Here is a 24,284-nt window from a genome sequence, read left to right on the forward strand (position 1 = left end):
CCGAAAGTCAGAAAACATTTGTCTGCCACTCTCCAGCAGGCTCTGCGGTTCGAATCGTTGAATTTGTTTCACACGTTTGAGTTGGGGAGTGCCCGTTGACCAGTCGTCCCATCGCGAGCCCACACCGCCGCGACACCTTCACTGTGCTGCCCGTCGTCGAATACGAGCCACCGACGTGCAACGTCTCGCAGTTCCGCCAATCATCCCATGCGACCTCGCGGCCGCAGATCCCGCGTGCGCATCGCCGGCATTCCAACCGGCAGCACGCCAGTCCGCCACCACTCGAAGCAGCCGAAATCACGTCGCCGTCGATGCGCCAAGCGGCAATCTTCGCCGACGCCGCCCTGCGCCGAGTGCTGGAAGTCATCGACCGACGCCGCCCAGTCGCCCAGCTACGCTCAGTGCTAGCACCGGGCCTCGTGGAGTCCGTGCTCTCAGTCAACCTCGCGACAGTTGGATCAGCACCCGGCCACGCCGGCGCTGCGCTACTGCGCAAGATGCGGCTTCAGCGCGTACGGCGCGACGGCCCAGACCCCGCAGCAGAGGTGTTTGGCACTTACCGCCGCGGAGACCGGGTTCACGCGATCGCCTGCCGCGTGGAAAAGGTGCCCGCAACCAGTGGAGCCCGGTGGCTGGTGGTAGCCCTGCATATCGGTTGACCATCTGTGGGCCGCAGCGCTAATCCAGCGCCGTAGATCTGGCCGGCAATGGGTTGCCGACATAGCGGGCCAATACCGGACCCACGATAGCCATGATGAAAACGTACGACATCGCCAATGCTGTGGCCGTCGGGATCGATGTGCCGACCAATCCGATGATTATCAGTGAAAACTCCCCCCGGGCAATGAGCGCGGCACCGGCGCGCAGTTGGCCGCGCCGTGCCACTCCGTCGCGCCGGGCAGCGAACATGCCGGTGAGCACCTTGGTAACCGCAGTAACCACAGCCAATATCAGGGCCGCAGGAAGCATCGGCAGGAGTTCTCTAAATTCAACGGACAATCCGATCGCCAGAAAGAAGATCGCGGCGAACAGATCTCGTAGCGGTCCGAGCACCTTGCGTGCACGTTCGGCGGTATCGCCAGTCAGGGTGAGCCCAACCAGAAACGCACCAACGGCAGCAGACGCGTGCAGAAATTCGGCAAGTCCGGACACAATCAAGGTAAGACCCAGGACCCGTAACAACAGCTGCTCGGAATCTGGATGTGAGACTAGCCGGCCAACGTGGTGGCCCCAGCGAAACGACGCAGTAAACGCCACCACCAGAGCGGCCACAGCGGCGGTCACGCTGCCGACGGCTTCGAACCAGTTGCCGCCCGAGGCCAGAACTGTGAACAGTGGCAAATATGCGGCCATCGCGAAGTCCTCGAGTACCAGCACCGACAGTACGGCCGGTGTTTCCCGATTACCGAGCCGGTTCAAGTCTTCGAGCACGCGCGCGACAACACCCGAGGATGAAATGTAGGTGACACCAGCCAACCCAAGAATGGCGACGCCGTCCAACCCGAGCAGCCAACCGGCCAGGGCGCCGGGTGTGGCGTTGAGGACGACATCGTACGCTGCAGAAGGCAGATGGCGTCGCAAGCTGCTAGCGAACTCGGTCGCGGAAAACTCCAGCCCCAGAGTCAGCAACAGCAATACGACACCGATCGGCGCACCCGTGGTGACAAAGTCGCCGGCAGCAGTCACATGAAAAATGCCACCGTTACCGAGCGCCAGCCCCACCACCAAGTAAAGCGGTATCGGGGAAAGCGCGAATCTGCGCGCCAGAGCGCCCAACACCGCGAGGGTGGCCAGGAGGGCGCCGAGCTGAAACAGTAGCGCCTCCGATACTTCCACCAGTTCAACCCTTGTCGACGATCTGCGCGACCCCGGCAAGACCGTCTTCGGTGCCGATCACTATCAGCACATCACCGACCCGCAGCAGTTCGGCCGGTCCCGGCGAGGCAAGCACGTCGTCGTTGCGCACAATCGCAACGACCGATGCACCGGTGCGGGTGCGAGCCCGGGTGTCGCCGAGCGGGCGGTTCGCGAACGGGCTACCCGGACGAATATGAACCTGACCTGTGTCGATACCCGGCACTTCACGTGCCAACTCAGTGAACCGTTCCGCGATCCGCGGTGCGCCCAGAATCTGAGCTACTGTGTCGGCCTCTTCGCTAGTCAGGTGGAGTACCGGCCGTGCCTGGTCAGGATCGTCGCGGGCATATACCACGACGTCGAAGTCGCCACCGCGCCGTGCCACAATACCGATCCGGTTGCCTGCCCGAATGGTGAACTCATAGCGCAGGCCCACGCTGGGCAACAACACCTCCTTGACATCCATGCCGTCAATCCTTGACGAAGAGTCGCTCAGACTAAAGCGATACCGTCAATTTCCTTCCAGCCGAGCCGTCGACGAACAGAATCGATATCGAACCGATCAGCTTCGTAGCACCAGTAGCGGCCGTCGCGCAGCCGCGCTGACGGTACGCACGCTCTAGCGCTTTTTGACCGATTTCGGCGGCTTGGGCCCTCGGCCTTGACGGCGAGCGGCTTCGCGCCGCTCCCGCCGGCTCGCGCCTGCCGGCGCGAGCGACGCATCGCCGCCACCGCGCCGTTGTACCTCGTTCGAGCCGTCCTCAGCGGGCCCCGAATAGGTCAACGGGGGCGACTGCGCGCCTGAACTGTCAATGCCCTTGGCCCGCAATTTCGTCGGGGCCTCTTCCCGTTCAGCAGCGGGCGTGCCGTTCGAGGTGTGCTGCTGTGCCGCAGCGGCGGCGGCTGTCGCGAATTCGGTGAGGTCCTCGGGCTCTGCGACGGGGCCGACCTGCGGGGCCGGGACCGCCTCCACGGTGACATTGAACAGGAAGCCGACCGACTCCTCTTTCATTCCGTCGAGCATGGCCATAAACATGTCGTAACCTTCGCGCTGGTACTCGACCAGCGGATCACGCTGCGCCATGGCACGCAGCCCGATTCCCTCTTTGAGGTAGTCCATCTCATAGAGATGTTCACGCCACTTCCGGTCGATCACATTGAGTAGAACATTGCGTTCCAGCTGCCGCATCGCGCCCGCACCTGCGAGTTCTTCGAGCTCGGCTTCCCTTGCAGCATAGGAGCTTTCGGCATCCTCACGCAGGGCTACGAGCAGCTCTTCAACAGTGAGATCGTCACGCTCGGAGTCTTCGTCCGGGCGCGTCAACGTGTCGGCTTTGACCCCCACCGGGTACAGCGTCTTAAGTGCTGCCCACAACGCATCCAGATCCCAATCCTCGGCATACCCTTCGCTACACGCGCCGTGGACGTAGGCGGCGATGACTCCGAAGAGCATGTCCTTGGCCTGCTGCTGTAAGTTCTCGCCCTCAAGAATGCGCCGTCGCTCAGCGTAAATCACCTTGCGCTGCTGGTTCATCACCTCGTCGTACTTCAGGACGTTCTTACGGACCTCAAAGTTCTGTTGCTCGACCTGGGTTTGAGCACTCTTGATGGCCCGGGTCACCATCTTGGCTTCAATCGGCACATCATCGGGCAGGTTTAACCGGGTCAACAACGTCTCAAGCGCAGCACCGTTAAACCGGCGCATGAGCTCGTCGCCCAGCGACAGGTAGAACCGCGACTCCCCCGGATCGCCCTGGCGACCAGATCGACCGCGCAACTGATTGTCAATCCGCCGCGAATCATGGCGTTCGGTGCCCAGCACGTACAGGCCGCCGGCCGCGATCACTTCAGTCGCCTCGCCGCTGGCCTCGTCCTTGACTTTAGGCAGCTCCTCGTGCCAAGCCTCCTCGTACTCGTCAGGCGTCTCCACCGGATCGAGTCCGCGGGTACGTAGCCGCTTGTCCGTCAGAAAGTCGACATTGCCTCCAAGCACGATGTCAGTGCCGCGGCCGGCCATATTGGTGGCGACAGTGACGGCGCCGCGCCGGCCCGCCTCGGCGATAATCCCCGCCTCTTGCTCGTGGTACTTGGCGTTGAGCACGTTGTGCGGAATGCGCCGCTTGGTGAACTGCCGCGACAAATACTCCGAGCGCTCGACACTAGTGGTGCCGATCAAGACCGGCTGACCCTGCTGGTAGCGCTCGGCTACGTCATCGACTACCGCAAGGTATTTGGCTTCCTCGGTCTTGTAGATGAGGTCTGACTGGTCTTCGCGGACCATCGGCATGTTGGTGGGGATGGTGACCACACCGAGCTTGTAGATCTCGTGCAGTTCGGCCGCTTCGGTTTGAGCGGTACCGGTCATGCCGGCCAGCTTGTCGTAAAGCCGGAAGTAGTTCTGCAGCGTGATGGTAGCCAGGGTCTGGTTCTCAGCCTTGATCTCGACGTGCTCCTTGGCCTCGATGGCCTGGTGCATACCTTCGTTGTAGCGACGGCCGACCAACACGCGCCCGGTGAACTCGTCGACAATGAGGACCTCGCCGTCGCGAACGATGTAATCCTTGTCGCGGCTGAACAGCTCCTTGGCTTTCAGCGCGTTGTTGAGGTAGCTGACCAACGGAGAGTTGGCTGCCTCGTAGAGGTTGTCGATGCCAAGTTGGTCTTCGACGAACTCCACCCCTAGTTCATGCACGCCGACGGTGCGTTTACGCAGGTCGACCTCATAGTGTGTGTCCTTCTCCATCAACGGCGCCAAGCGCGCGAACTCGGTGTACCAGTTCGAGGCGCCGTCAGCGGGCCCGGAGATGATCAGCGGGGTGCGGGCCTCGTCAATCAAGATGGAGTCGACCTCGTCAACAACGGCAAAGTTGTGCCCGCGCTGCACCAACTCCTCCAAAGAGTGCGCCATGTTGTCACGCAGGTAGTCGAAGCCAAACTCGTTGTTGGTTCCGTAGGTGATGTCAGCGTTGTACGACGCTCGACGTTCGTCGGGCGTCATGCCGGACAAGATCACCCCAACCTGCAACCCAAGGAACCGGTGCACGCGGCCCATCCACTCGCTGTCACGCTTGGCCAGGTAGTCGTTAACGGTGACAATGTGGACGCCTTCGCCGGCCAGGGCATTGAGATAGGCAGGCAACACGCAGGTCAGGGTTTTACCTTCACCGGTCTTCATCTCGGCGACGTTGCCCAGGTGCAGGGCCGTGGCACCCATCACCTGCACGTCAAACGGCCGCTGGTCGAGCACTCTCCAGGCGGCTTCACGGGCCACCGCGAACGCTTCAGGCAGTAGGTCGTCGAGGCTTTCGCCATCGTCGAGGCGCTTTCTGAACTCGTCAGTCTTTGCCCTCAACTCGGCGTCAGTGAGCTTCTCGACGTCGTCGGACAACGTATTGACATAGTCGGCCACCCGCTTCAGACGCTTGACCATGCGACCTTCGCCAAGGCGCAGCAACTTCGACAGCACAGCTATGTCCCCTGTTGGATGTAGATCTTCGACATAAGGCGCCATCCATCGTAGGTGACACGTCCGCGACGGTGTCGAACGTCGGACTGTGCGCCGATCAGCACCTGGTCAGGCGAGGCGGATCAACCCGTAGTCGTAGGCATGCCGACGGTACACGACGGACGGCCGTTCGGTGTCTTTGTCGAAGAACAAGAAAAAATCATGTCCGACAAGTTCCATCTCGTACAACGCGTCGTCGACTGACATCGGCTTGGCATGGTGTTCCTTAGTGCGAACGATCCGTCCGGGCGCATGCTCGTTGCGGTCGACGCCGACTCGGTCGCGGTCCCGATGCTCGGTTGATTCAGCATCAGTCAGCGCGGCGGCCCGAACCGGCGCCGCCGCGGCGGTAGCTTTGGCTAGCGAAACAGGCGTTTTGTCCCCGTAGTGCACTTTGCGGCGGTCCTTGCCACGGCGCAGTCGGCTCTCGAGTTTGACCACTGCCGACTCCAAAGCGGCGTAGAAGCTGTTCGCGCCGGCCTCACCGCGAACAATTGGCCCGCGCCCGCGAGCGGTGATTTCTACTCGTTGACACGATTTGCGCTGGCGACGGTTGCGTTCATGGTCGAGTTCGACGTCGAACAGGTAGATAGTTCGGTCAAACCGCTCCAGGCGAGCGAGTTTTTGTGAGACGTAGGTGCGGAAGTGATCGGGGATCTCGACATTACGGCCCTTGAATACGATCTCGGCCTTCGCTGTCGGTTCAAGTGGTTCGTCCGTTCCAGCCGATTGGTCTAGAACCAGCTCGGAATCCACGGTTAGCCTTGACATACGCCACAACTCGTTTCTCTCGTGTCACACGCACCCTGCGTGCCTGGCATTCAGATACGCGCCGACGAGGTGAGAGCGGTTTGAGAAACGTCACCGCTGCAGGCGGCTCGCCGATGCAAGATGTCGAGTACTCACCTCCCGCCGCACGTACTGCTTGCTACCTCGACCTGGGAATATCGTGACCTTGAATCATTAAGACTGATCTCGACGTTAGCCTCTGTTCGCCTTGCCGTGCCACCCAATTGGCAGACGCGTTGCGAGTTCTTCACGTTCTCTTGGCAACTTCATTGCTTCAGGCAGTTTCTGACCGCTGCCCAGCCTGGGAGGACTCCGTCAAGCCGAGGCGATCGCCAGTACGGCAGCCACCTGCACGCCAGCTGTTTTCAGGATCCGGACCGACTCGCGGGCCGTCGCCCCAGTGGTGACAACGTCGTCGACGATCACGACCTCATTGCGCAACTGGCGGCGCTGCAACGCCACGCGACCAGCAATGTTGCGTTTTCGGGCCGACGCGCCAAGGCCTGCCGAGTCCCGGGCCACAGCCCTGATTCGCAATGCCTGGACGACGGTGACGTCCGGATGTCCCGCCGTGGCGACCAGCGACAACCCGGCAATCCGCGCTATTCGGGCGACAGGGTCACCACCGCGTCTTCGCGCCGCCAAGCGTCGCGTCGGCGCAGGAACTATCGTCAACGGGGTTTGGACAATGCCCCACGACAGCAACCGGTCCATGCCGGCAGCGAGTACCTGCGCCATCGGCGACACCAGGTCGCCCCGGCCGCGTTCCTTTATCGCGAGGATCGCTTGACGCCGCGCGCCCGCATAGTGGCCCAGAGCGAATACCGGAACCTGTGGATCCACGCGCGGGCTCACCACGTGCGGTCGGTCGTCAGCCAGCGAGAGCTCCATTGCGCAGGCGTCGCACCAGCGAGTCGATGGCGCCCCACAGCCACCGCACTCCAGCGGCAGGATGAGGTCGAGCACAACGCAAGCATGCCTGCCGGGTATGACACCGCGGGTCTAGTCGGAACCTCTGAGCAGCGACGGCCAGCTGAAACTGAGCACGCCCTGGCTCAACCCGGTGATGAGGTTTTCCAGATGGCGCAGCGGCAACTCTGTTCGCCATTCCGGCAAGGTGGCCGAGAGCTCCAAGGTATCTAAGCCAGGATTCACATCGGTAAGCAACAGCCCACGTGGCAGCTCAGGCAGTGGCACCCGATAGGCAGGACACCGCGCCGGCAGTGTCCATCGTCGTCTTCTGGTAATCAAGGCCCTCGGTCGAAGCCACAACATCGTCCCCACCAAGTCGACACTTACCTCGATGCTTCCCCAGCCAGGCAGACGCGCCCAGCTCAGTCTGGCGTTTCCGTCGTCGCATAACTCACCACACAGCCGCGGTGCCGCTTGACGCAGCACGTCATTGAAAATCTCTGCCGGCAGTACCGACGACAATTCCGCGGGCGCGGCCACCACCAGCGGCGGAACTCCCGGACGGATGTGCACATTCCGTAGCACCGCGACTGCGCGGTCTAGGTGCTGTTGATCCCACCTAATGTCTCGTGCCGCGACCCGGACCTGGCCAAGCTGACCGAACGCGAGCCCCTGCGGTTCGAGTGCCGCGTCCAGCTCGGTGACGGTCAGCATCACATTGTGGTTGCCGATGCGTACCGTGACTTGCTTGCCGACGAGCAGCTGCTGCAGCGTCGTGAACAACGTCCGGTAAGGCGCCGCAACTGCTTGCGCAGCTCCGTTGCCGACTAACGGCAGCCCCGTCGCCGACCACAACGATGACAGCGTGTCCAACGCACCGAATGGATCATCCCAACGCAACCTGGGAACTCTAGGCGACATCGACAAGCGCCTCCTCACAGCGAGGGTAGCCGGTGCGGCAAACCCACAATTTGAAGGCTGACCCTCACCCCGGCAATACCGGCACCGCCCCGGGCACCATCAGTCCCGATACCTCCGACCAGCCCTGCCGACCTTCCCCGGCCGAAGCAGAGTACATCAGTACCCCCCGCGGGCCCGCCACGTACACCGTCGACGGGTCGGCCGCAATCGCGTCTACCGGAACCTGCAATCCGCGAGCCGGCGCGTCGGAATTCACTCCGTCGAGATTCACATATGACACCGGGTGAGCAACATCGGTGCGGGTTACCACGATGTCGCCACCGGTTCGCCAGTACAAAGACACCACCGAAGAGCCCAGTCCGAAACCCAGCCGCCGGGGGAATATCAGAGCGAACTGACCGGCTGTTGTTTGCTCGACGCCCGCAAGGATCACTTGCCCACCAATCACCATCGCCGCACGGGTCCCGTCACGGGACAGCTGCAGGTCGGTGATCGGCCCCGGGAACCGGCTGGTAACTGCGGTTGAATCTACCGGTATGCGCGTTGGCTGCCCCGACGCCGGTTCCTGGATCGCCCGCAGGACATTGTTAGCGTCGACCACCACCCAAACCGCGTCGTCGAGCGACCAGCTGGGCCGCGACAGACTATGTCCGTCGGCGGACTGAACCGCCTCGCCACCGAGATCACCGATCCACAACGAAGCAGCGACGTCCGGAGCGCCGCGCCGGAGGGTCACCACCGACGCAACCCTGTTGCCGCTGCGCGAGAGCGCAGCGGCGGTCTGCTCCGCCATCCGTCCGTATGCTCCGGGCACGGTGGCGACGCTCTGTCCGTCCTGCGCTACCAACGAACCGTTGACCAAGGCGTACAAACCCGCGCCCGCGCCGTCGGCCACACCAGGGTCGGTAGCTGCTACATCGGACGTTTTCCAGCCGTCAGCGAACCTATCGTCCAATGGTGCGCCATCGGCGTTGATCACGTACGGCCCCCTGATGTCCGCCCGGGCCAACGTCCAGATGATCTGCGCGGCGAGCAGTTGCCTGCTGTGCGGATCGGTGGTGGATAGTTTCTGCAGGTCAATGCGGGCGCCGCCGTAGCCGCGGCCAACTCCGGTCTTACTACCGTCGGCGCGGGTCACGGGCCCGCCCAGCTGTAACGGCGGGGCGAGCAAATTCCGCACCGTGTGCACCATCTCGGGACGCGGTCCTGCCAGCAGCTTGGAAATGAGCTCTGTCGCCATTAGATCGCGGTCGGACACCGCCACGTAGCGCGGATCGGGCACTACGGTTTTGCCAGTAGGGTCGGCGAAGTACAGCGTATTGCGTTTGTAGGTCGCCTGAAATTGCTGCCAGTCCAAGAAGACGCCGTTGGGCAACCGGTCGATCCGCCAACCACCCGACGTTTTGACCAAGTCGATCGGCCCTGGATCCGGCAGCATCCCCTCGGCGGTCTCGAACACCCCCATGTCGGACAGCGAACCCAGGATGTCAGCCCGCATGATCACCGAAACTTTTTCGGCACTCCGTGTTTCGACGAACACCACGTGATCGATCAGCAGCGCACTGCCGGCGTCGTCCCAACCATTGGAGGCCGATTCGGTAAGGAATTGACGTGCCGCCAGATGCCGGTTGGCCGGGTCGGCTGTGGCTTTGAGGAATTCGCGCAGCAACAGGTCGGGGTCCATGCCCGGTGTTGGTGTCGGCAGATTCGAGGGCGCCAGCCGCTCGACGGTACCGATGGCCTGCGGCGCCGAGGAACTGGGTACACCTGCGCAGCCGACAAGAACAACCGCCAGCAGCGAAAAGGCCAGTACCACGTGGAGCCGCCGCATTACCCGCGCCTCTCGGCATGCTCGCGGTGGTGCTGACGCTCTGCGGAGTCAGTCGAGTTCGGTTGCGCCGCCGATTGCGGTATTGGCTTCATGGGCAGAGGGCTCGTAGTGACTTTGTGGCCGCGCACAAGGGGAAGCGACAACCGGAAGCAAGCCCCCTTGCCGGGCTCGCCCCATGCTTCTAGCCGACCCTGGTGCAACCGCGCATCCTCGATACTGATCGCAAGACCCAGCCCTGTGCCGCCAGACTGTCGCACCCGCGACGGGTCCGAGCGCCAGAACCTGCTGAACACCAGTTTCTCCTCACCGGGCCGCAGCCCGACCCCATAGTCGCGGACGGTTACCGCGACCGTGTCTTCGTCGGCGGCCATTCGGATCCGCACCGGCTTATGTTCAGCGTGGTCGATGGCATTGGCTATCAGATTGCGCAGTATCCGTTCGACCCGTCGCGCATCGACCTCCGCGATCACCTCTTCGGCGGGCATCTCCACGAGTAGTTCGATGCCGGTCTCCTCGGCCAGGTGGCCTACATTGCCCAACGCGTTGTTTACCGTGTCGCGCAGGTCGACCGACTCGACCGACAACTCAGCCACCCCGGCGTCGTGCCGGGAGATCTCTAGCAAGTCGTTGAGCAGCGTCTCGAACCGGTCCAGTTCGCTGACCATCAATTCAATGGACCGCCGCAGCGTCGGATCGAGGTCGGAGCTGTGATCGTAGATCAGATCAGCGGCCATCCGCACAGTCGTCAGCGGTGTGCGCAGCTCGTGGCTGACGTCAGAAGTGAACCGGCGCTGCAGGTTGCCGAACTCTTCGAGCTGGGTGATCTGTCTGGACAGACTTTCGGCCATGTCGTTAAACGACACTGCGAGCCGCGCCATGTCGTCTTCACCGCGCACGGGCATACGTTCGGACAGATGGCCCTCGGCGAACCGTTCGGCGATCCGCGACGCAGACCGCACCGGAACCACGACTTGTCGCGAGACGAGCAACGCTATTCCGGCAAGCAACACCAACAGCACTACGCCACCGGTAGCCATGGTCCCGCGCACCAGCGTGATCGTGGCCTGCTCGTTGACCAGCGGAAAGATCAGATACAGCTCCAGGTTGGCCACCCGCGACGAGGTCGGTGTGCCAACGATGAGCCCCGGCCCTGAGAAGCCCTCGGTGTGCACCGTCGCGTACTGGTAGGCCGCTTGACCGACCTTGATGAAGCCCCGTAACGCCGCTGGCACCTGGTCGACGGGTCCGGCGCTGGAAGCCGCCCGCGGCCCATCCCCCGGCACCACCAGCACCGCGTCGAACGCCCCGGCTAGACGGGCTCCCGAGGCCGGTTCGGTTTTCGAGGTCAAGGTGTTGCGGGCGAGCTGCAAACTACTGTCCAGCGAGCGAGTTTCTTCGCCGTTGACGATCCCGGTGACCGTGGTGCGCGCGCGCTCGACCTGGTCGATGGCGGCTTTGACCTTGATGTCGAGGACACGATTCGTAACTTGACTGGTAAGCACGAAGCCGAGGGCCAAAATAACTGCGAACGAGAGTCCAAGAGTCAGCGCCACCACTCGCAGCTGCAACGACCGCCGCCAAGCGACGCCCACAACTCGACGCACCGCGGTCATACCGCGCGTCATCGGGCCAGAGCGCCCCCATCTGCTCCGAACCCGTCGCCGCGAGCCCCACATCATAGGCGCCGTCCCGAGCACGTGGCAGAAACCCGCACTCCCCCGCAGGCAACAGAGACAGCTGCTACTAACCGCTGTGCGGCCGCGGGTTCCGCCACATTTCGAGGATTTCTATCGTCACCAGTGGTGGTTTTACGGTTTTTCTCGGCATCGCGGCGCTCCTCAGCATCGCAGCGCTCTGCATCGTCGCCGCCGCGGATCACGGAGGTCCGGCCTTGTATCCCACTCCTCGAACGGTCAACACCACGGTCGGGTTCTCGGGGTCTTTCTCGACCTTGGCCCGGAGACGCTGGACATGCACATTCACCAGACGGGTATCCGCTGGGTGACGATATCCCCACACCTGTTCGAGCAGCACATCACGAGTAAACACCTGGCGAGGTTTACGCGCCAATGCGACCAACAGGTCGAATTCCAGCGGCGTCAGTGATATCTGCTCGCCATTGCGAGTGACCTTGTGCGCCGGCACGTCAATGTCGACGTCGGCGATGGAGAGCATCTCGGCGGGCTCGTCGTCGTTGCGGCGGAGCCGCGCCCGCACACGCGCGACTAACTCCTTAGGCTTGAACGGCTTCATGATGTAGTCGTCGGCGCCGGACTCCAGGCCCAACACCACATCCACGGTGTCAGTTTTGGCGGTCAGCATCACGATCGGCACACCGGAATCGGCGCGCAGTACCCGGCACACATCGATACCGTTCATACCGGGCAACATCAAATCCAACAGCACCAAATCTGGGCGCAGCTCGCGCACCGCGGTCAGTGCCTGAGTACCGTCGCCGACAACTGCGGTGTCGAAGCCTTCCCCGCGCAGCACGATGGTGAGCATCTCGGCCAGCGAAGCATCGTCGTCGACCACCAAAATCCTTTGCCTCATGGTGTCCATGGTGTCACCAGATCGCGACAAAACTCAGACACCACACGGGCGTTTCTTGGCCGATCGGGGCAATTGCCCCCAAATTTGGGTTTAATGGGGCCGGAACGGGCCGCTGGAGCCGGCCTGGAGGCCGCTCATGTGCCCGCCAAGGTGCCTGCCAGCCGGCCCGGGTCGATGCTTTCATCGACCACTAGCCAGGGCCCACTCCATTTCGCAGCGGCCAAGCCGGCGTAAACGACGCCCGTGCGCTGTTGAAGTTCGTCGTCGCGTTCATAGTTGTCGCGCTCCCGGCCTGGCTCAATCCGTGCACGGTTGCGGGCTCGCTGCCCCGCGACATCAGCAGACACGGCTAGCAGCACGTGCCAGTCTGGCAGAGGTAGCCCCATTCTCTGGTATTCGAGCTGCTGCACCCAAGCCACTACCTCTCCAGACCAGTCCTCATAGAGGCGTGCCGCGCTGTAAGCCGCGTTGGACGCTACGTAGCGATCCAGGATGACCACATCCTGGTCGCTACGTAGCACCTCGATTTGTTCGGCCGCGTCGGCCCGGTCGAGCGCAAACAGCATCGCCATCGCATACACCGACGATGCGAGGTCACCGTGTTCGCCGTGCAGAGCCTCCGCGGCGAGGTCGGCGGCCACCGATTGCCCATACCGCGGAAAAGCCAGCGTGGTCACTGACTTGCCAGCAGACTCGAAGGCCGTGCTCAGACCCCGAGTCAGCGTGCGCTTGCCGGCGCCGTCAACTCCCTCGATAGCGATCAGCACGGCACAAGCCTATTAGCCGGCTTCTCGCGACCATGGAACTTCAGCTCAGTAGCGGTAGTGGTCCGGCTTGTAGGGCCCTTCAACGTCGACACCAAGGTATTCGGCCTGGTCCTTGGTCAGCTTGGTCAGATGTCCGCCCAGGGCCTCGACGTGGATACGAGCCACCTTCTCGTCGAGATGCTTGGGCAGCCGGTAAACCTCGTTATCGTATTCGTCGTTCTTGGTCCATAGCTCGATCTGGGCGATCACCTGATCGGCGAAGCTGTTGCTCATCACAAACGATGGGTGCCCCGTGGCGTTGCCGAGGTTCAGCAGACGGCCTTCGGACAGCACGATGATCGACTTGCCGGTTTCGCCAAAGGTCCACAGATCGACCTGCGGCTTGATGTTGGTACGCGTCGCCCCGGAGCGCTCCAAGCCGGCGATGTCGATCTCATTGTCGAAGTGGCCGATGTTGCCCAGGATCGCGTGATCCTTCATTTGCTTCATGTGTTCCAGCATGATGATGTCTTTGTTGCCGGTAGAGGTCACCACAATGTCGGCGTCGGCGATGGCCTCCTCGACCGTCTTGACGTCAAAGCCCTCCATCATTGCCTGCAGCGCGTTGATGGGGTCGATCTCGGTGACGCTCACGCGCGCCCCCTGGCCTTTCATCGCCTCAGCGCAGCCCTTACCAACGTCGCCGAAGCCACAGATCAGGACATTCTTACCGCCGATGAGCGCGTCGGTGCCGCGGTTGATGCCGTCGACCAGCGAGTGCCGGGTGCCGTACTTGTTGTCGAACTTAGACTTTGTCACCGCGTCGTTGACGTTGATAGCCGGGAATGCGAGGTCGCCGGCCGCAGCGAACTGGTACAACCGCAACACACCGGTGGTGGTTTCCTCGGTGACGCCTCGGACCGACTCGGCGATCTTGGTCCACTTTCCCTTGTCGGTCTCGAAGCGAGACCTCAGCAGGTTCAAGAAGACCTTCCACTCGGCGGGGTCATCCTCTTCGGCAGGCGGAACCACACCGGCCTTTTCGTACTGCGCACCCCGCAGCACCAGCATGGTGGCGTCACCACCGTCGTCGAGGATCATGTTGGCCGGCTTGTCGGGGTCGGGCCAGGTCAGCATCTGCTCGGAAGCCCACCAGTACTCCTCGAGCGTTTCACCTTTCCACGCGAAAACCGGTACACCCTTGGGCTCCTCAGGGGTGCCGTGCGGGCCTACGACAACCGCAGCCGCGGCGTGGTCCTGGGTCGAAAAGATGTTGCACGATGCCCACCGGACTTCGGCGCCTAGAGCCGTCAGAGTTTCGATCAGCACCGCCGTCTGAACGGTCATGTGCAGCGAGCCCGAAATACGGGCTCCCTTCAGTGGTGCCACCTCGGCGTACTCACGTCGCAGCGACATGAGGCCAGGCATCTCGTGCTCGGCGATCCGCAATTCTTTGCGACCGAATTCCGCCAGCGACAGGTCGGCAACCTTGTACTCGATGCCATTACGAACGTCGGCGGTCAGCGAGGTTTCGGTCGTCGTCATAGCGTGTTTCATCCTTATTTTTGGGGACTAGGGAATCCGAGCGGGCAACGCAGCCTAAATACGCTCTCGACCCCACTCTAGCGGCCCGTCTTAGCGGGCGGATATCAGCCCCGCAGATCAGGGATGGTTGACGACCCCATGACGCTCCGCGAACGGCGTCATTAGCCGCGCCAGGTCGGCCGCCACGTCGTGGTCGGCCTCGGGCGGCATCGACACGTAGCTCAAGGCCAGCCGCACGATCGCACGCGCCAACAGACCAGCATCATCGTCGCTGGTCGCGACCCAAGTTTGGGTGAACGCCGACGCCAGCCGGTCAGACGCTCGGGTGATGATAGGCGCGCTGTTCGTCGTGATGAGCTGCAGCAGATCCGGCTTGGCGACACCACACAGCAGCGAGATCACCAGCGGGTCTGTGGCGGTTTCGGAGAAGAACGAACGAAACCCTTGCAGAAAGGACTCGTAGATGCGGCCAACGTTGGCGTCCAGGGCTTCATGAACAGTGTCGACCAAGCGATCGGTCAGCCGCAGCGCGTAACCTTGCGCCAAGCCCTGGCGCGAACCGAACTCGTTGTAGATGGTCTGTCGACTGATCCCGGCGGCACGCGCCACGTCAGACAACGTAATCGCCGACCAGTCACGGCTCAGCAGCAGATCCCGCATCGCATCTAGCACCGAATCGCGCAACAGGACTCGGGACGCTTCCGCATAAGAAATCCGCTTCACAGGCGAGACAATATCTGGCTTTTCAGCGATGCGGGGCAGTGACGTCGGTGTCGATCACGAGCGAGCCACGGCCACCATCACGAAGTCTGACTTGGCCGCGCCGCAATCCGGGCAACTCCATTCCTCGGGGATGTCATCCCACCGGGTGCCGGGCTCGATGCCGTCTTCCAACCAGCCCAGCGCTTCGTCGTATTCGAAGCCGCACTGGACACACTGAAATAGCTGGTGATCACGCAATTGGTTGCCCGCCCATTTCGATCTTTACGAGGTTCTTTTCGAAATCGAACTTCTCGCGAACCGCGCAGTCCGGACAGTTCCAGTCGTCGGGAATTTTCTCCCATCGCGTGCCCGCTGAAAAGCCCTCTCTGGCATCGCCTTTGACCTCGCCGTAGACATAGCCGCACACCGGACATTGGTAAGCGGCCATCACTGATCGGCGCCGTAACGCGCCAGCAGCTCCTCCCGTAGGCGGGGCTGGAGGTTAACCCTGGTGATATCGCCGGCGTAGTGATCGAGCACCCGGTGGTCCATCACCTTGCGCCATAGCGGCGGGAAGTACGTCAGCGAGATCATCGACGCGTATCCGCTCGGCAGGTTGGGCGCACCCTCCATGCTGCGCAGTGTCTGGTAGCGGCGAGTGGGGTTGGCGTGGTGATCGCTGTGCCGCTGCAGGTGATACAAGAACAAGTTGGTGACAATGTGGTCGGAGTTCCAGCTGTGTACCGGCGTACAGCGCTCGTAGCGGCCATTTTTCATCTTCTGCCGCAACAGTCCGTAATGCTCAAGGTAGTTGACCGCCTCCAACAGCGAGAAACCGAAAACCGCTTGAATGACGACAAATGGGATCAGCGACGGCCCGAACGCCGCTATCAGGGCACCCCACAGCACCACTGACATCGCCCAGGCATTGAGCACGTCGTTGGACAGATACGTCTTAGGGTTCCAGGGGCTGACACCGCGTCGGCGCAGCCGCTGGGCCTCCAGTCGAACTGCCGAACGCAAGCTCCCGATCACACTACGCGGCAAGAACTCCCAGAATGTCTCTCCGAAGCGGGCCGATGCCGGGTCCTCCGGCGTGGACACCCGTACGTGGTGACCGCGATTGTGCTCGATATAGAAGTGTCCGTAGCACGTTTGCGCCAGGGTGATCTTGGAAAGCCAGCGCTCCAGCGAATCCTTCTTGTGCCCCATCTCGTGCGCGGTGTTGATGCCCACCCCGCCGAGCACGCCGACCGACAGGGCCAACCCAATCTTCCCGACCCAGCCCAGCGCACCGTCGTAACCCAGCCAGCTGAGGTCGGCGGCGGTGAACAGGTAGGCCCCCAAGACCACGCTGAGGTACTGCAGCGGGACGTAGCTGTAGGTGCAGTACCGGTAGTACTTGTCGTTCTCCAGCCGCTGCATCACTTCGTCGGGCGGATTCTGACCATCAGGGCCAAAACGCAGGTCGAGAATCGGCAGCAGGATGTAGACGAGGAAAGGACGGGGCTTGACCCCTTGGGTTGGACACGCTGAATCCCAGGATGTTCCTGGGGGAAGCGAGATGATCCACCCCTATGGCAAGGAAAAGTTACCCTGATGAGTTCAAGCGGGATGCGGTTGCGTTGTATCGGGATACCGCTGGTGCGACGATCAGCATGATCGCTGCTGAGCTTGGCTTGAGCGACCCAACGTTATCGGCGTGGTGCAAGGCCCACGGTGTGCCGATTCGGCACCGTAAACCCGGTTCGGTTGCCGTAGGGGCCCCGGGTGGCGAGACCCCCGAACAAGCGGTGGCACGGCTCCATGCTGAGAACCAGGCGTTGCGTGCCGAGAAGACCCGGCTGGCCACCGAGCGGGACATTTTGCGGTCGGCGGCCAAGTATTTCGCTGGGGAGACGAACTGGTGAGTCGCTTTCAGTTCGTTGCCGATCACCGACACGCCTTCGAGGTGAAGCGGCTATGCCAGGTCGTCGAGATCGCTCGATCATCGTTTTACACCTGGTGTCAGGCAGCAGCCACGCGGGCAGCTCAAACCGCTGCTGATGCGGTGTTGGCCGAGCGTATTCGCGCAATACATGATCAGGACAACACCTATGGGTGCCCGCGGATCACCGCTGAACTCAACGACGGTGTTGCTGATACTGAGCGGGTCAACCACAAGCGAGTAGCCCGAGTCATGCGCGTAGCGGGGATCGCTGGGTATCGGTGCCGCCGCCGTGTCCGCACAACCAGACCAGATAAAACCACACAGAAATATCCTGACCTGCTTAAACGAGATTTCACCGCTTCTGAATCCAACAAGAGATACGTTGGGGACATCACGTACTTGCCGCTGGCTAGCGGCGCTAACCTGTATCTGGCCACCGTCATCGACTGCTGGTCTCGGCGGATCACTGGGTGGGCGATCGCAGAGCATATGCGCACCGAACTGGTCGAAGATGCCCTCAAGGCCGCCGAGGCGCTACGGGGCAGTCTGGGTGGTGCGGTATTCCACAGTGACCACGGACGCCAGTACACGTCACAGGATTTCGCGAAACTGTGTACCCGGTTGGGGGTCACCCAGTCCATGGGCGCTATCGGATCGAGCGCCGACAACGCCCTGGCTGAATCGGTCAACGCCGCCCTCAAACGCGAGGTCCTCCAAGACCGACACAGCTGGGACGACGCCCCCACCTGCCGACGCGAGGTCTTTCGCTGGCTGGCCCGCTACAACACCACACGACGCCACTCCTACTGCAACCAGCTCAGCCCCGCCACCTACGAGAGGACCCACCTATCCGCTACGCTGCCCCAAGCCGCCTAACCACAAATCCCGTGTCCAACCCAAGGGGTCAAGCCCCCTGTTCTTGGATGCCTCGAACTTTCGGATGCATCCCAACGCCCCGGCCGAGCCGGTGCTGGCCGCCTGGGGCATCTGCACCGACGGCAAGCCCCTGTTTATTGGGCTGGCCCCAGCCGCAGCGGAGTCGGCTGATGCGTGGGCCGACTTCTTGGCTGACCTGAGGAACCGGGGACTACGCCCGCCGCTACTGGGCATCTCCGACGGGGCGCCGGGCCTGATCGCCGCATGGGAGACCACGTTTCCGGCAAGCCTGCGTCAGCGGTGTCTGATCCATCGCTGCCGTAACGTCATCGCCAAGACACCTGTCGCGGTCCAGGACGAGATCAAAGCGGTGGCGTCTTAGGACTGGTGTAAAAACGCTGGGCGCATGTTCCTGGTGGTCATGTTACGCGGCGGTGGTGTCGGTCGTGGTTGTTGTGGTGGGGGGATGCAGTGGGCGGGGTGGCTCGAGCAGTTGGTGGCGTAGTTCTTGGAGGTGGCGGCTGGTCGCTGATGTTTGGGTGACTCCGCGCCAGCCGCGGCTGGCGCGGTCGAGGACGGCCCATACCAGCGACAGACAGCTGGTTTCGCCGGGTAGGCGGCCGATGACCTTGACCCGGCGACGGGATTCTCCGAAGGTGCGTTCGATGAGGTTGGAATGGCGGATGCGTGTCCAGTGTTGGCGGGGGAAGCGCAAATGCACGCTCAGCGAGGCGAAGTCGTTGGCCAGGCAAGCGACCGCGGCTGGGTAGAGCCCGCGGTATGTGGTGGTGAACTCCTCGGCGCGGCGGGTGGCTTCATCCACGGCCTGCTGGCCGGGTGGCTGGTCAATGTCATCGAAGATCGACCAGAACGCGGCTTTGATCTCGTCCTGGACCGCGACAGGTGTCTTGGCGATGACGTTACGGCAGCGATGGATCAGACACCGCTGACGCAGGCTTGCCGGAAACGTGGTCTCCCATGCGGCGATCAGGCCCGGCGCCCCGTCGGAGATGCCCAGTAGCGGCGGGCGTAGTCCCCGGTTCCTCAGGTCAGCCAAGAAGTCGGCCCACGCATCAGCCGACTCCGCTGCGGCTGGGGCCAGCCCAATAAACAGGGGCTTGCCGTCGGTGCAGATGCCCCAGGCGGCCAGCACCGGCTCGGCCGGGGCGTTGGGATGCATCCGAAAGTTCGAGGCATCCAAGAACAGGTAGTCCAACACCAGCTCATCAAGGCGTCGAGACGACCACGCAGCGAACTCGTCTTTGATGGCCGCACAAATCCGGCTCACCGTCGAGCGCGACAACGCCGCCTGCGAGCCCAGCACCTCGGCCAACGCGGCCTCGATGTCGCGATCCGACAAACCGCGCACCCATCCCGAAATCACCAACGCCTCCAGAGCGTGGGTGCGCGTCACCCCGGCACCGAATAGCCGCGAACAGAACCGCTCGTCGGTGTCGCGTAGTTTCGGGCGGCATAATTCGACCGAGCCCATCGTGGTCTTCACCGTCGCCGGCGGTTGATACCCATTGCGGTACCCGCCCGGGCCGTCCTGAACCCGACGCTGGTGACGGGCTCGGCCCAACACTGCTTCTACCTCGGCCTCCACGGCGACCTGAAACACCAGACGCACCGATAACCGCCCGACCTCCTCCAAAATCTCGGTCAACGGCCGCTCGGTCGCGGCGAACAACTGATCCATCTCAACACGCACACGCTCAATCGGCGATACTCGCTTGGTCACGGGCGTAGCCCCTCCTTCATAGCTTTCGTCGGTTGCGACGGAACCTACGCCCGTGACCATTTACACCAGCGATGAGACGCGACCATCAAAAAGCCGCGTTCTGGTCGATCTTCGATGACATTGACCAGCCACCCGGCCAGCAGGCCGTGGATGAAGCCACCCGCCGCGCCGAGGAGTTCACCACCACATACCGCGGGCTCTACCCAGCCGCGGTCGCTTGCCTGGCCAACGACTTCGCCTCGCTGAGCGTGCATTTGCGCTTCCCCCGCCAACACTGGACACGCATCCGCCATTCCAACCTCATCGAACGCACCTTCGGAGAATCCCGTCGCCGGGTCAAGGTCATCGGCCGCCTACCCGGCGAAACCAGCTGTCTGTCGCTGGTATGGGCCGTCCTCGACCGCGCCAGCCGCGGCTGGCGCGGAGTCACCCAAACATCAGCGACCAGCCGCCACCTCCAAGAACTACGCCACCAACTGCTCGAGCCACCCCGCCCACTGCATCCCCCCACCACAACAACCACGACCGACACCACCGCCGCGTAACATGACCACCAGGAACATGCGCCCAGCGTTTTTACACCAGTCCTAAGACGCCACCGAAGCGGCTATGCCAGGTCGTCGAGATCGCTCGATCATCGTTTTACACCTGGTGTCAGGCAGCAGCCACGCGGGCAGCTCAAACCGCTGCTGATGCGGTGTTGGCCGAGCGTATTCGCGCAATACATGATCAGGACAACACCTATGGGTGCCCGCGGATCACCGCTGAACTCAACGACGGTGTTGCTGATACTGAGCGGGTCAACCACAAGCGAGTAGCCCGAGTCATGCGCGTAGCGGGGATCGCTGGGTATCGGTGCCGCCGCCGTGTCCGCACAACCAGACCAGATAAAACCACACAGAAATATCCTGACCTGCTTAAACGAGATTTCACCGCTTCTGAATCCAACAAGAGATACGTTGGGGACATCACGTACTTGCCGCTGGCTAGCGGCGCTAACCTGTATCTGGCCACCGTCATCGACTGCTGGTCTCGGCGGATCACTGGGTGGGCGATCGCAGAGCATATGCGCACCGAACTGGTCGAAGATGCCCTCAAGGCCGCCGAGGCGCTACGGGGCAGTCTGGGTGGTGCGGTATTCCACAGTGACCACGGACGCCAGTACACGTCACAGGATTTCGCGAAACTGTGTACCCGGTTGGGGGTCACCCAGTCCATGGGCGCTATCGGATCGAGCGCCGACAACGCCCTGGCTGAATCGGTCAACGCCGCCCTCAAACGCGAGGTCCTCCAAGACCGACACAGCTGGGACGACGCCCCCACCTGCCGACGCGAGGTCTTTCGCTGGCTGGCCCGCTACAACACCACACGACGCCACTCCTACTGCAACCAGCTCAGCCCCGCCACCTACGAGAGGACCCACCTATCCGCTACGCTGCCCCAAGCCGCCTAACCACAAATCCCGTGTCCAACCCAAGGGGTCAAGCCCCGACCAACCCAGAGCAACGTCTGCGACGCGGTTTGCCAGCCGGCCTGGTTCATCAGCCAGATGTTCGGCAGCATGACGATCAGCGCGGTCGGGGCGATCAGACCCATGAGCCACAGGTAGCGCTTCTTGTCCCGCCATTCCCCCACCTGGCTCTCTTGGGGAAGTCCCGGTTCGCCGGGTCGGATTTGTGTCGTCATATGCCAAACCTCCGCATGAATCACACTACGCAGCATTAGACAATACGACGCCTTTTGTCCTATGTCACTCGGCTATCCACCTTTTGCGCCTCTCTACGGCCCAGCACTGAGTGCCTACGCCCGTAGCCGACATAGATCGCGATCCCCAACAACAGCCAGATGCCAAACCGCATCCAGGTCAACGCGGTCAGGTTCAGCATCAGCCAGAGGCAAGCGCATATAGCAGCAATTGGGAGTGCCGGTACCCACGGAGCCCGGAAGCCGCGTTCCAGATCCGGCCGAGTCCAACGCAGCACGATCACCCCGGCGGAAACAAGGATGAACGCGAAGAGCGTACCGACGTTGACCATTTCCTCGAGCTTGGTTATTGGGAACACCGACGCCGTAGCAGCCACCACCACAGCCACTAACACGGTGATCCGTACTGGGGTTCCCCGCGAACCGGTCCTGGCCAATTGGCGCGGCAACAGCCCATCTCGCGCCATCGCGAACAACACCCGGCACTGCCCGAGCATCAACACCATCACCACGGTGGTCAGCCCTGCTAACGCCCCGATAGAAATGATCCCGCTAGCCCAGTACACGCCGTTGGCTTTGAATGCGGTGGCAAGGTTGGCGGGTCCGCCGCCCGGCACGGTTCGCAACTCGGTGTAGGAAACCATGCCCGACAGCACGACTGAGACCGCGACATAGAGGACCGTGACGACCCCCAACGACGCCAAAATGCCCCGCGGAACGTCGCGCTGCGGGTGCTTGGTCTCCTCGGCCATGGTGGCCACAATGTCGAATCCGATGAACGCGAAAAACACGATTGACGCGCCCGCTAACACCCCGTACCAACCGTAATTGCTGCCCTCCGCGCCGGTCAGCAAGGACAATAAGGACTGTTCGAGCCCGCTTCCGTGGCGCTCGGGTTCGGGCTCAGGAATGAACGGCGAGTAGTTCGCGGTCTTCACGTAGAAGGCACCTACCACAACGACCAGAAGAACCACCGACACCTTGACCGCGGTGACCGCCGCGGAGAATCTGGACGACAGCTTGGTGCCTTGCGCACACAGGACCGCCACCAGGCCCACAATGAGCAACGCACCCCAGTCGATATCCAACGATGCGAGATGAATTGAGCCACTAACGAATCCGAGCACTGTGCCCAGATAGCTCGACCAGCCCTTGGCGACCACGGCGGCGCCTATCGCCAACTCCAGCACCAAATTCCAGCCGATCGCCCAAGCCAGAAACTCACCGAAAGTGGCGTAGGAGAACGTGTAGGCGCTGCCCGCCACAGGAAGCGTCGAGGCGAACTCGGCGTAGCATAGCGCCGCCAGCGCGCAGGTAGCGGCTGCGATCAAAAACGATATCCAGATCGCCGGGCCGGTTATGTCACCAGCGGTCGAGGCAGTCACGGTAAAGATGCCCGCCCCGATCACCACCGAGACACCGAAGACCACAAGATCCCACCAGGTGAGGTCCTTACGTAGCCGAGTCGTCGGCTCGTCGGTATCGGCGATCGATTGTTCGACCGACTTCATCCTCCATCTAGTGGCCATTCAGCGTCCTCTTCGTCGTCAACTGTGCCGCACAGTACTGGGTACGCTGGGGAATGAGCACGCGTATGCTCTCGGATTTCTTTGCCCGTGTGACGGTTTACGAGCGTGATGAGCTACCGACCCTACCGGCGAACCGTGCCAAAGTCCCGCAGGACCGGCACCTACACCTGCTGATGGCCCGCGGGGCAATCGAGTTCGAAAGCCCGTTCCCGGGCCTGCTGAAAGATATGGTGACCGCAGGCGCGCCGATGTTGGAAAACCGGCCGGATTGCATCTATCTGGGCGCCGCGGGCCATGTGCTTGGGACAGGTCATACGCTGCGCAAGGAATTCACTGCCTATGCACCAAGCCGGCCACATCTGGAATGGCAGCTGCGTCGGCGAATTCTCGAGACCGACAACGTACGCATTGTGCGGCGCGCCGTCTCCGAGCCACGGTGGGCGCATCGAAGTGCTGCTCTACGCCACCTAGTCCGTCGCACGCCCATCCCCTTAGGGGTGGGGTACATTGAAGGCATGGACGCGTGTGAGAACCGTTCTAATTCCCTCGGCGAACAATCCGGCGGGCTGCTGGCGATGAGTACGACAGGTACCTTCGCATGACATCACCCGCACCACCGCAGCCTAGCCAACACGAACCGCTCCACGATGGATCCGCATCGATTTACGACACTGGTAATCCCGACGCTGTTACGAGGTTTTTCGCCAGCCAGGAGCAACGCCACCAGCAACTTGGAGACCGGTACCAATCCCTCTTCGAGGAGCGTCTCGGCTTAATCAATGAAGTACAACACGCCCACCGGCAGGCCAACGCCTACCACCGTGAGGTAGTCGAAAACCGTGAGCTAGATCCGCAGAACCTAAAAAACGCGAACGAGGTCCGGGACCAAGCCGAGCGCGCCCACGCGAAGAGCGACCAGAACTGGGAACAAGCCCGGCACTACACGCACTACACGAAGGCAACCACGGCACGGCCGGCAATGATTCAAAGTTCACTGCTCGATTCAGTTGACCATCACCACATCGCCAGCCGCCAAACACCCCCGATGAGAAACCTTGATACCCCCGATTTGGTATCGAGAGCCCAAGTCCCCTCGACCTCCGTATTCGCAAAGTCGCCCCGCCATTAAGGTGCTACGGATTT

Annotated in this window: 20 protein-coding genes and 5 pseudogenes; 7 read left to right on the plus strand and 18 right to left on the minus strand. The window is 62.3% G+C overall.

Going from position 1 to position 24,284, the window contains the following annotated elements:
- The first annotated feature begins 95 nt into the window (after positions 1-95).
- Positions 96-659 (plus strand): Rv3235 family protein, encoded by a 564-nt coding sequence (locus ACO07W_RS05925; protein ID WP_421841600.1) that lies wholly within the window; start codon positions 96-98, stop codon positions 657-659.
- A gap of 19 nt (positions 660-678) precedes the next feature.
- Here the strand turns inward: ACO07W_RS05925 and ACO07W_RS05930 are convergent, their stop codons facing one another.
- From ACO07W_RS05930 to ACO07W_RS06000, 15 genes and pseudogenes are all read right to left on the minus strand, one after another.
- Positions 679-1,836 (minus strand): cation:proton antiporter, encoded by a 1,158-nt coding sequence (locus ACO07W_RS05930; protein WP_421841602.1) that lies wholly within the window; start codon positions 1,834-1,836, stop codon positions 679-681.
- Between the two features lie 4 nt (positions 1,837-1,840).
- Complete coding sequence (locus ACO07W_RS05935; protein ID WP_421841604.1) at positions 1,841-2,323, minus strand: cation:proton antiporter regulatory subunit; 483 nt, start codon at positions 2,321-2,323, stop codon at positions 1,841-1,843.
- Between the two features lie 153 nt (positions 2,324-2,476).
- On the minus strand, positions 2,477-5,323 hold the full coding sequence (gene secA, locus ACO07W_RS05940; RefSeq protein ID WP_421845832.1) for a preprotein translocase subunit SecA: 2,847 nt from the start codon (positions 5,321-5,323) through the stop codon (positions 2,477-2,479).
- A gap of 108 nt (positions 5,324-5,431) precedes the next feature.
- Complete coding sequence (hpf, locus tag ACO07W_RS05945) at positions 5,432-6,133, minus strand: ribosome hibernation-promoting factor, HPF/YfiA family (protein WP_421841606.1); 702 nt, start codon at positions 6,131-6,133, stop codon at positions 5,432-5,434.
- 333 nt (positions 6,134-6,466) lie between these two features.
- A complete protein-coding gene (locus tag ACO07W_RS05950) occupies positions 6,467-7,117 on the minus strand; it encodes a ComF family protein (RefSeq protein WP_421841608.1) in 651 nt (216 codons plus the stop codon).
- A 36-nt stretch (positions 7,118-7,153) separates the two neighbouring features.
- Positions 7,154-7,984 (minus strand): hypothetical protein, encoded by an 831-nt coding sequence (locus ACO07W_RS05955; RefSeq protein WP_421841610.1) that lies wholly within the window; start codon positions 7,982-7,984, stop codon positions 7,154-7,156.
- Positions 7,985-8,048: 64 nt separating this feature from the next.
- Positions 8,049-9,815, minus strand: coding sequence for an MtrAB system accessory lipoprotein LpqB (lpqB, locus tag ACO07W_RS05960; protein WP_421841612.1), 1,767 nt, complete (start codon positions 9,813-9,815; stop codon positions 8,049-8,051).
- The gene (gene mtrB / locus ACO07W_RS05965) at positions 9,815-11,494 is read right to left on the minus strand and encodes an MtrAB system histidine kinase MtrB (protein ID WP_421841614.1); all 1,680 of its coding nucleotides are present in this window, start codon (positions 11,492-11,494) and stop codon (positions 9,815-9,817) included. Before mtrB ends, lpqB begins: the two co-directional genes overlap by 1 nt.
- Positions 11,495-11,690: 196 nt before the next feature.
- Positions 11,691-12,377, minus strand: coding sequence for a two-component system response regulator MtrA (mtrA, locus tag ACO07W_RS05970; protein WP_421841616.1), 687 nt, complete (start codon positions 12,375-12,377; stop codon positions 11,691-11,693).
- A gap of 125 nt (positions 12,378-12,502) precedes the next feature.
- Positions 12,503-13,135, minus strand: coding sequence for a dTMP kinase (locus ACO07W_RS05975; RefSeq protein ID WP_421841618.1), 633 nt, complete (start codon positions 13,133-13,135; stop codon positions 12,503-12,505).
- A 45-nt stretch (positions 13,136-13,180) separates the two neighbouring features.
- Positions 13,181-14,659: an adenosylhomocysteinase gene (gene ahcY / locus ACO07W_RS05980; protein ID WP_421841620.1), complete on the minus strand. Its 1,479-nt coding sequence runs from the start codon at positions 14,657-14,659 to the stop codon at positions 13,181-13,183.
- 117 nt (positions 14,660-14,776) lie between these two features.
- Entirely contained in the window at positions 14,777-15,382 is a 606-nt protein-coding gene (locus ACO07W_RS05985; protein ID WP_421841622.1) for a TetR family transcriptional regulator, read from the minus strand.
- A gap of 54 nt (positions 15,383-15,436) precedes the next feature.
- A complete protein-coding gene (locus ACO07W_RS05990) occupies positions 15,437-15,619 on the minus strand; it encodes a rubredoxin (RefSeq protein WP_421841624.1) in 183 nt (60 codons plus the stop codon).
- Positions 15,612-15,809, minus strand: coding sequence for a rubredoxin (locus ACO07W_RS05995; protein WP_421841626.1), 198 nt, complete (start codon positions 15,807-15,809; stop codon positions 15,612-15,614). The genes ACO07W_RS05990 and ACO07W_RS05995 overlap by 8 nt, the downstream gene beginning before the upstream one ends.
- Positions 15,809-16,864, minus strand: a pseudogene (locus tag ACO07W_RS06000) (alkane 1-monooxygenase); the annotation flags it as partial. The gene ACO07W_RS05995 and the pseudogene ACO07W_RS06000, both read right to left, overlap by 1 nt.
- Positions 16,865-16,938: 74 nt before the next feature.
- Between ACO07W_RS06000 and ACO07W_RS06005 the strand changes: the two are divergent.
- Both ACO07W_RS06005 and ACO07W_RS06010 read left to right on the plus strand, forming a co-directional pair.
- Positions 16,939-18,167, plus strand: a protein-coding gene (locus ACO07W_RS06005) for an IS3 family transposase (protein ID WP_421840068.1) whose coding sequence is annotated in 2 segments (ribosomal slippage) — positions 16,939-17,254 and positions 17,254-18,167 — 1,230 coding nt in all. Because the reading frame shifts where the segments join, the coding sequence is not laid out codon by codon here.
- Between the two features lie 37 nt (positions 18,168-18,204).
- Positions 18,205-18,534 (plus strand): annotated as a pseudogene (locus tag ACO07W_RS06010) (transposase); the annotation flags it as partial.
- Between the two features lie 57 nt (positions 18,535-18,591).
- On the opposite strand, the gene ACO07W_RS06015 reads toward ACO07W_RS06010, so the two are convergent.
- The gene (locus ACO07W_RS06015) at positions 18,592-19,866 is read right to left on the minus strand and encodes an IS256 family transposase (protein ID WP_421840071.1); all 1,275 of its coding nucleotides are present in this window, start codon (positions 19,864-19,866) and stop codon (positions 18,592-18,594) included.
- 113 nt (positions 19,867-19,979) lie between these two features.
- Between ACO07W_RS06015 and ACO07W_RS06020 the strand changes: the two genes are divergently transcribed.
- Both ACO07W_RS06020 and ACO07W_RS06025 read left to right on the plus strand, forming a co-directional pair.
- Positions 19,980-20,453 (plus strand): transposase, encoded by a 474-nt coding sequence (locus ACO07W_RS06020; RefSeq protein WP_421841628.1) that lies wholly within the window; start codon positions 19,980-19,982, stop codon positions 20,451-20,453.
- A 56-nt stretch (positions 20,454-20,509) separates the two neighbouring features.
- A pseudogene (locus ACO07W_RS06025) lies at positions 20,510-21,361 on the plus strand (IS3 family transposase); the annotation flags it as partial.
- Positions 21,362-21,399: 38 nt separating this feature from the next.
- Here the strand turns inward: ACO07W_RS06025 and ACO07W_RS06030 are convergent.
- Positions 21,400-21,594 (minus strand): annotated as a pseudogene (locus ACO07W_RS06030) (alkane 1-monooxygenase); the annotation flags it as partial.
- A 59-nt stretch (positions 21,595-21,653) separates the two neighbouring features.
- The gene (locus ACO07W_RS06035) at positions 21,654-23,141 is read right to left on the minus strand and encodes an APC family permease (protein ID WP_421841630.1); all 1,488 of its coding nucleotides are present in this window, start codon (positions 23,139-23,141) and stop codon (positions 21,654-21,656) included.
- A 53-nt stretch (positions 23,142-23,194) separates the two neighbouring features.
- On the opposite strand from ACO07W_RS06035, the pseudogene ACO07W_RS06040 reads away from it, so the two are divergent.
- Positions 23,195-23,590 (plus strand): annotated as a pseudogene (locus ACO07W_RS06040) (oxidoreductase); the annotation flags it as partial.
- Between the two features lie 149 nt (positions 23,591-23,739).
- A complete protein-coding gene (locus tag ACO07W_RS06045; RefSeq protein ID WP_421841632.1) occupies positions 23,740-24,270 on the plus strand; it encodes a hypothetical protein in 531 nt (176 codons plus the stop codon).
- The last annotated feature ends 14 nt before the right edge of the window (positions 24,271-24,284 follow it).

This window comes from Mycobacterium sp. (genome assembly GCF_965230835.1).
Lineage (GTDB): Bacteria > Actinomycetota > Actinomycetes > Mycobacteriales > Mycobacteriaceae > Mycobacterium.

Bases quoted from the DNA above. Each gene is read 5' to 3' on its own strand.
- ACO07W_RS05995 (WP_421841626.1), bottom strand. From the start codon at position 15,809: ATGGCCGCTTACCAATGTCCGGTGTGCGGCTATGTCTACGGCGAGGTC.
- mtrA (WP_421841616.1), bottom strand. From the start codon at position 12,377: ATGGACACCATGAGGCAAAGGATTTTGGTGGTCGACGACGATGCTTCG.
- ACO07W_RS06045 (WP_421841632.1), top strand. From the start codon at position 23,740: ATGACATCACCCGCACCACCGCAGCCTAGCCAACACGAACCGCTCCAC.
- ahcY (WP_421841620.1), bottom strand. From the start codon at position 14,659: ATGACGACGACCGAAACCTCGCTGACCGCCGACGTTCGTAATGGCATC.
- ACO07W_RS06015 (WP_421840071.1), bottom strand. From the start codon at position 19,866: ATGGATCAGTTGTTCGCCGCGACCGAGCGGCCGTTGACCGAGATTTTG.
- ACO07W_RS06020 (WP_421841628.1), top strand. From the start codon at position 19,980: ATGAGACGCGACCATCAAAAAGCCGCGTTCTGGTCGATCTTCGATGAC.
- ACO07W_RS05955 (WP_421841610.1), bottom strand. From the start codon at position 7,984: ATGTCGCCTAGAGTTCCCAGGTTGCGTTGGGATGATCCATTCGGTGCG.
- hpf (WP_421841606.1), bottom strand. From the start codon at position 6,133: ATGTCAAGGCTAACCGTGGATTCCGAGCTGGTTCTAGACCAATCGGCT.
- lpqB (WP_421841612.1), bottom strand. From the start codon at position 9,815: ATGCGGCGGCTCCACGTGGTACTGGCCTTTTCGCTGCTGGCGGTTGTT.
- ACO07W_RS06035 (WP_421841630.1), bottom strand. From the start codon at position 23,141: ATGGCCACTAGATGGAGGATGAAGTCGGTCGAACAATCGATCGCCGAT.
- ACO07W_RS05935 (WP_421841604.1), bottom strand. From the start codon at position 2,323: ATGGATGTCAAGGAGGTGTTGTTGCCCAGCGTGGGCCTGCGCTATGAG.
- mtrB (WP_421841614.1), bottom strand. From the start codon at position 11,494: ATGATGTGGGGCTCGCGGCGACGGGTTCGGAGCAGATGGGGGCGCTCT.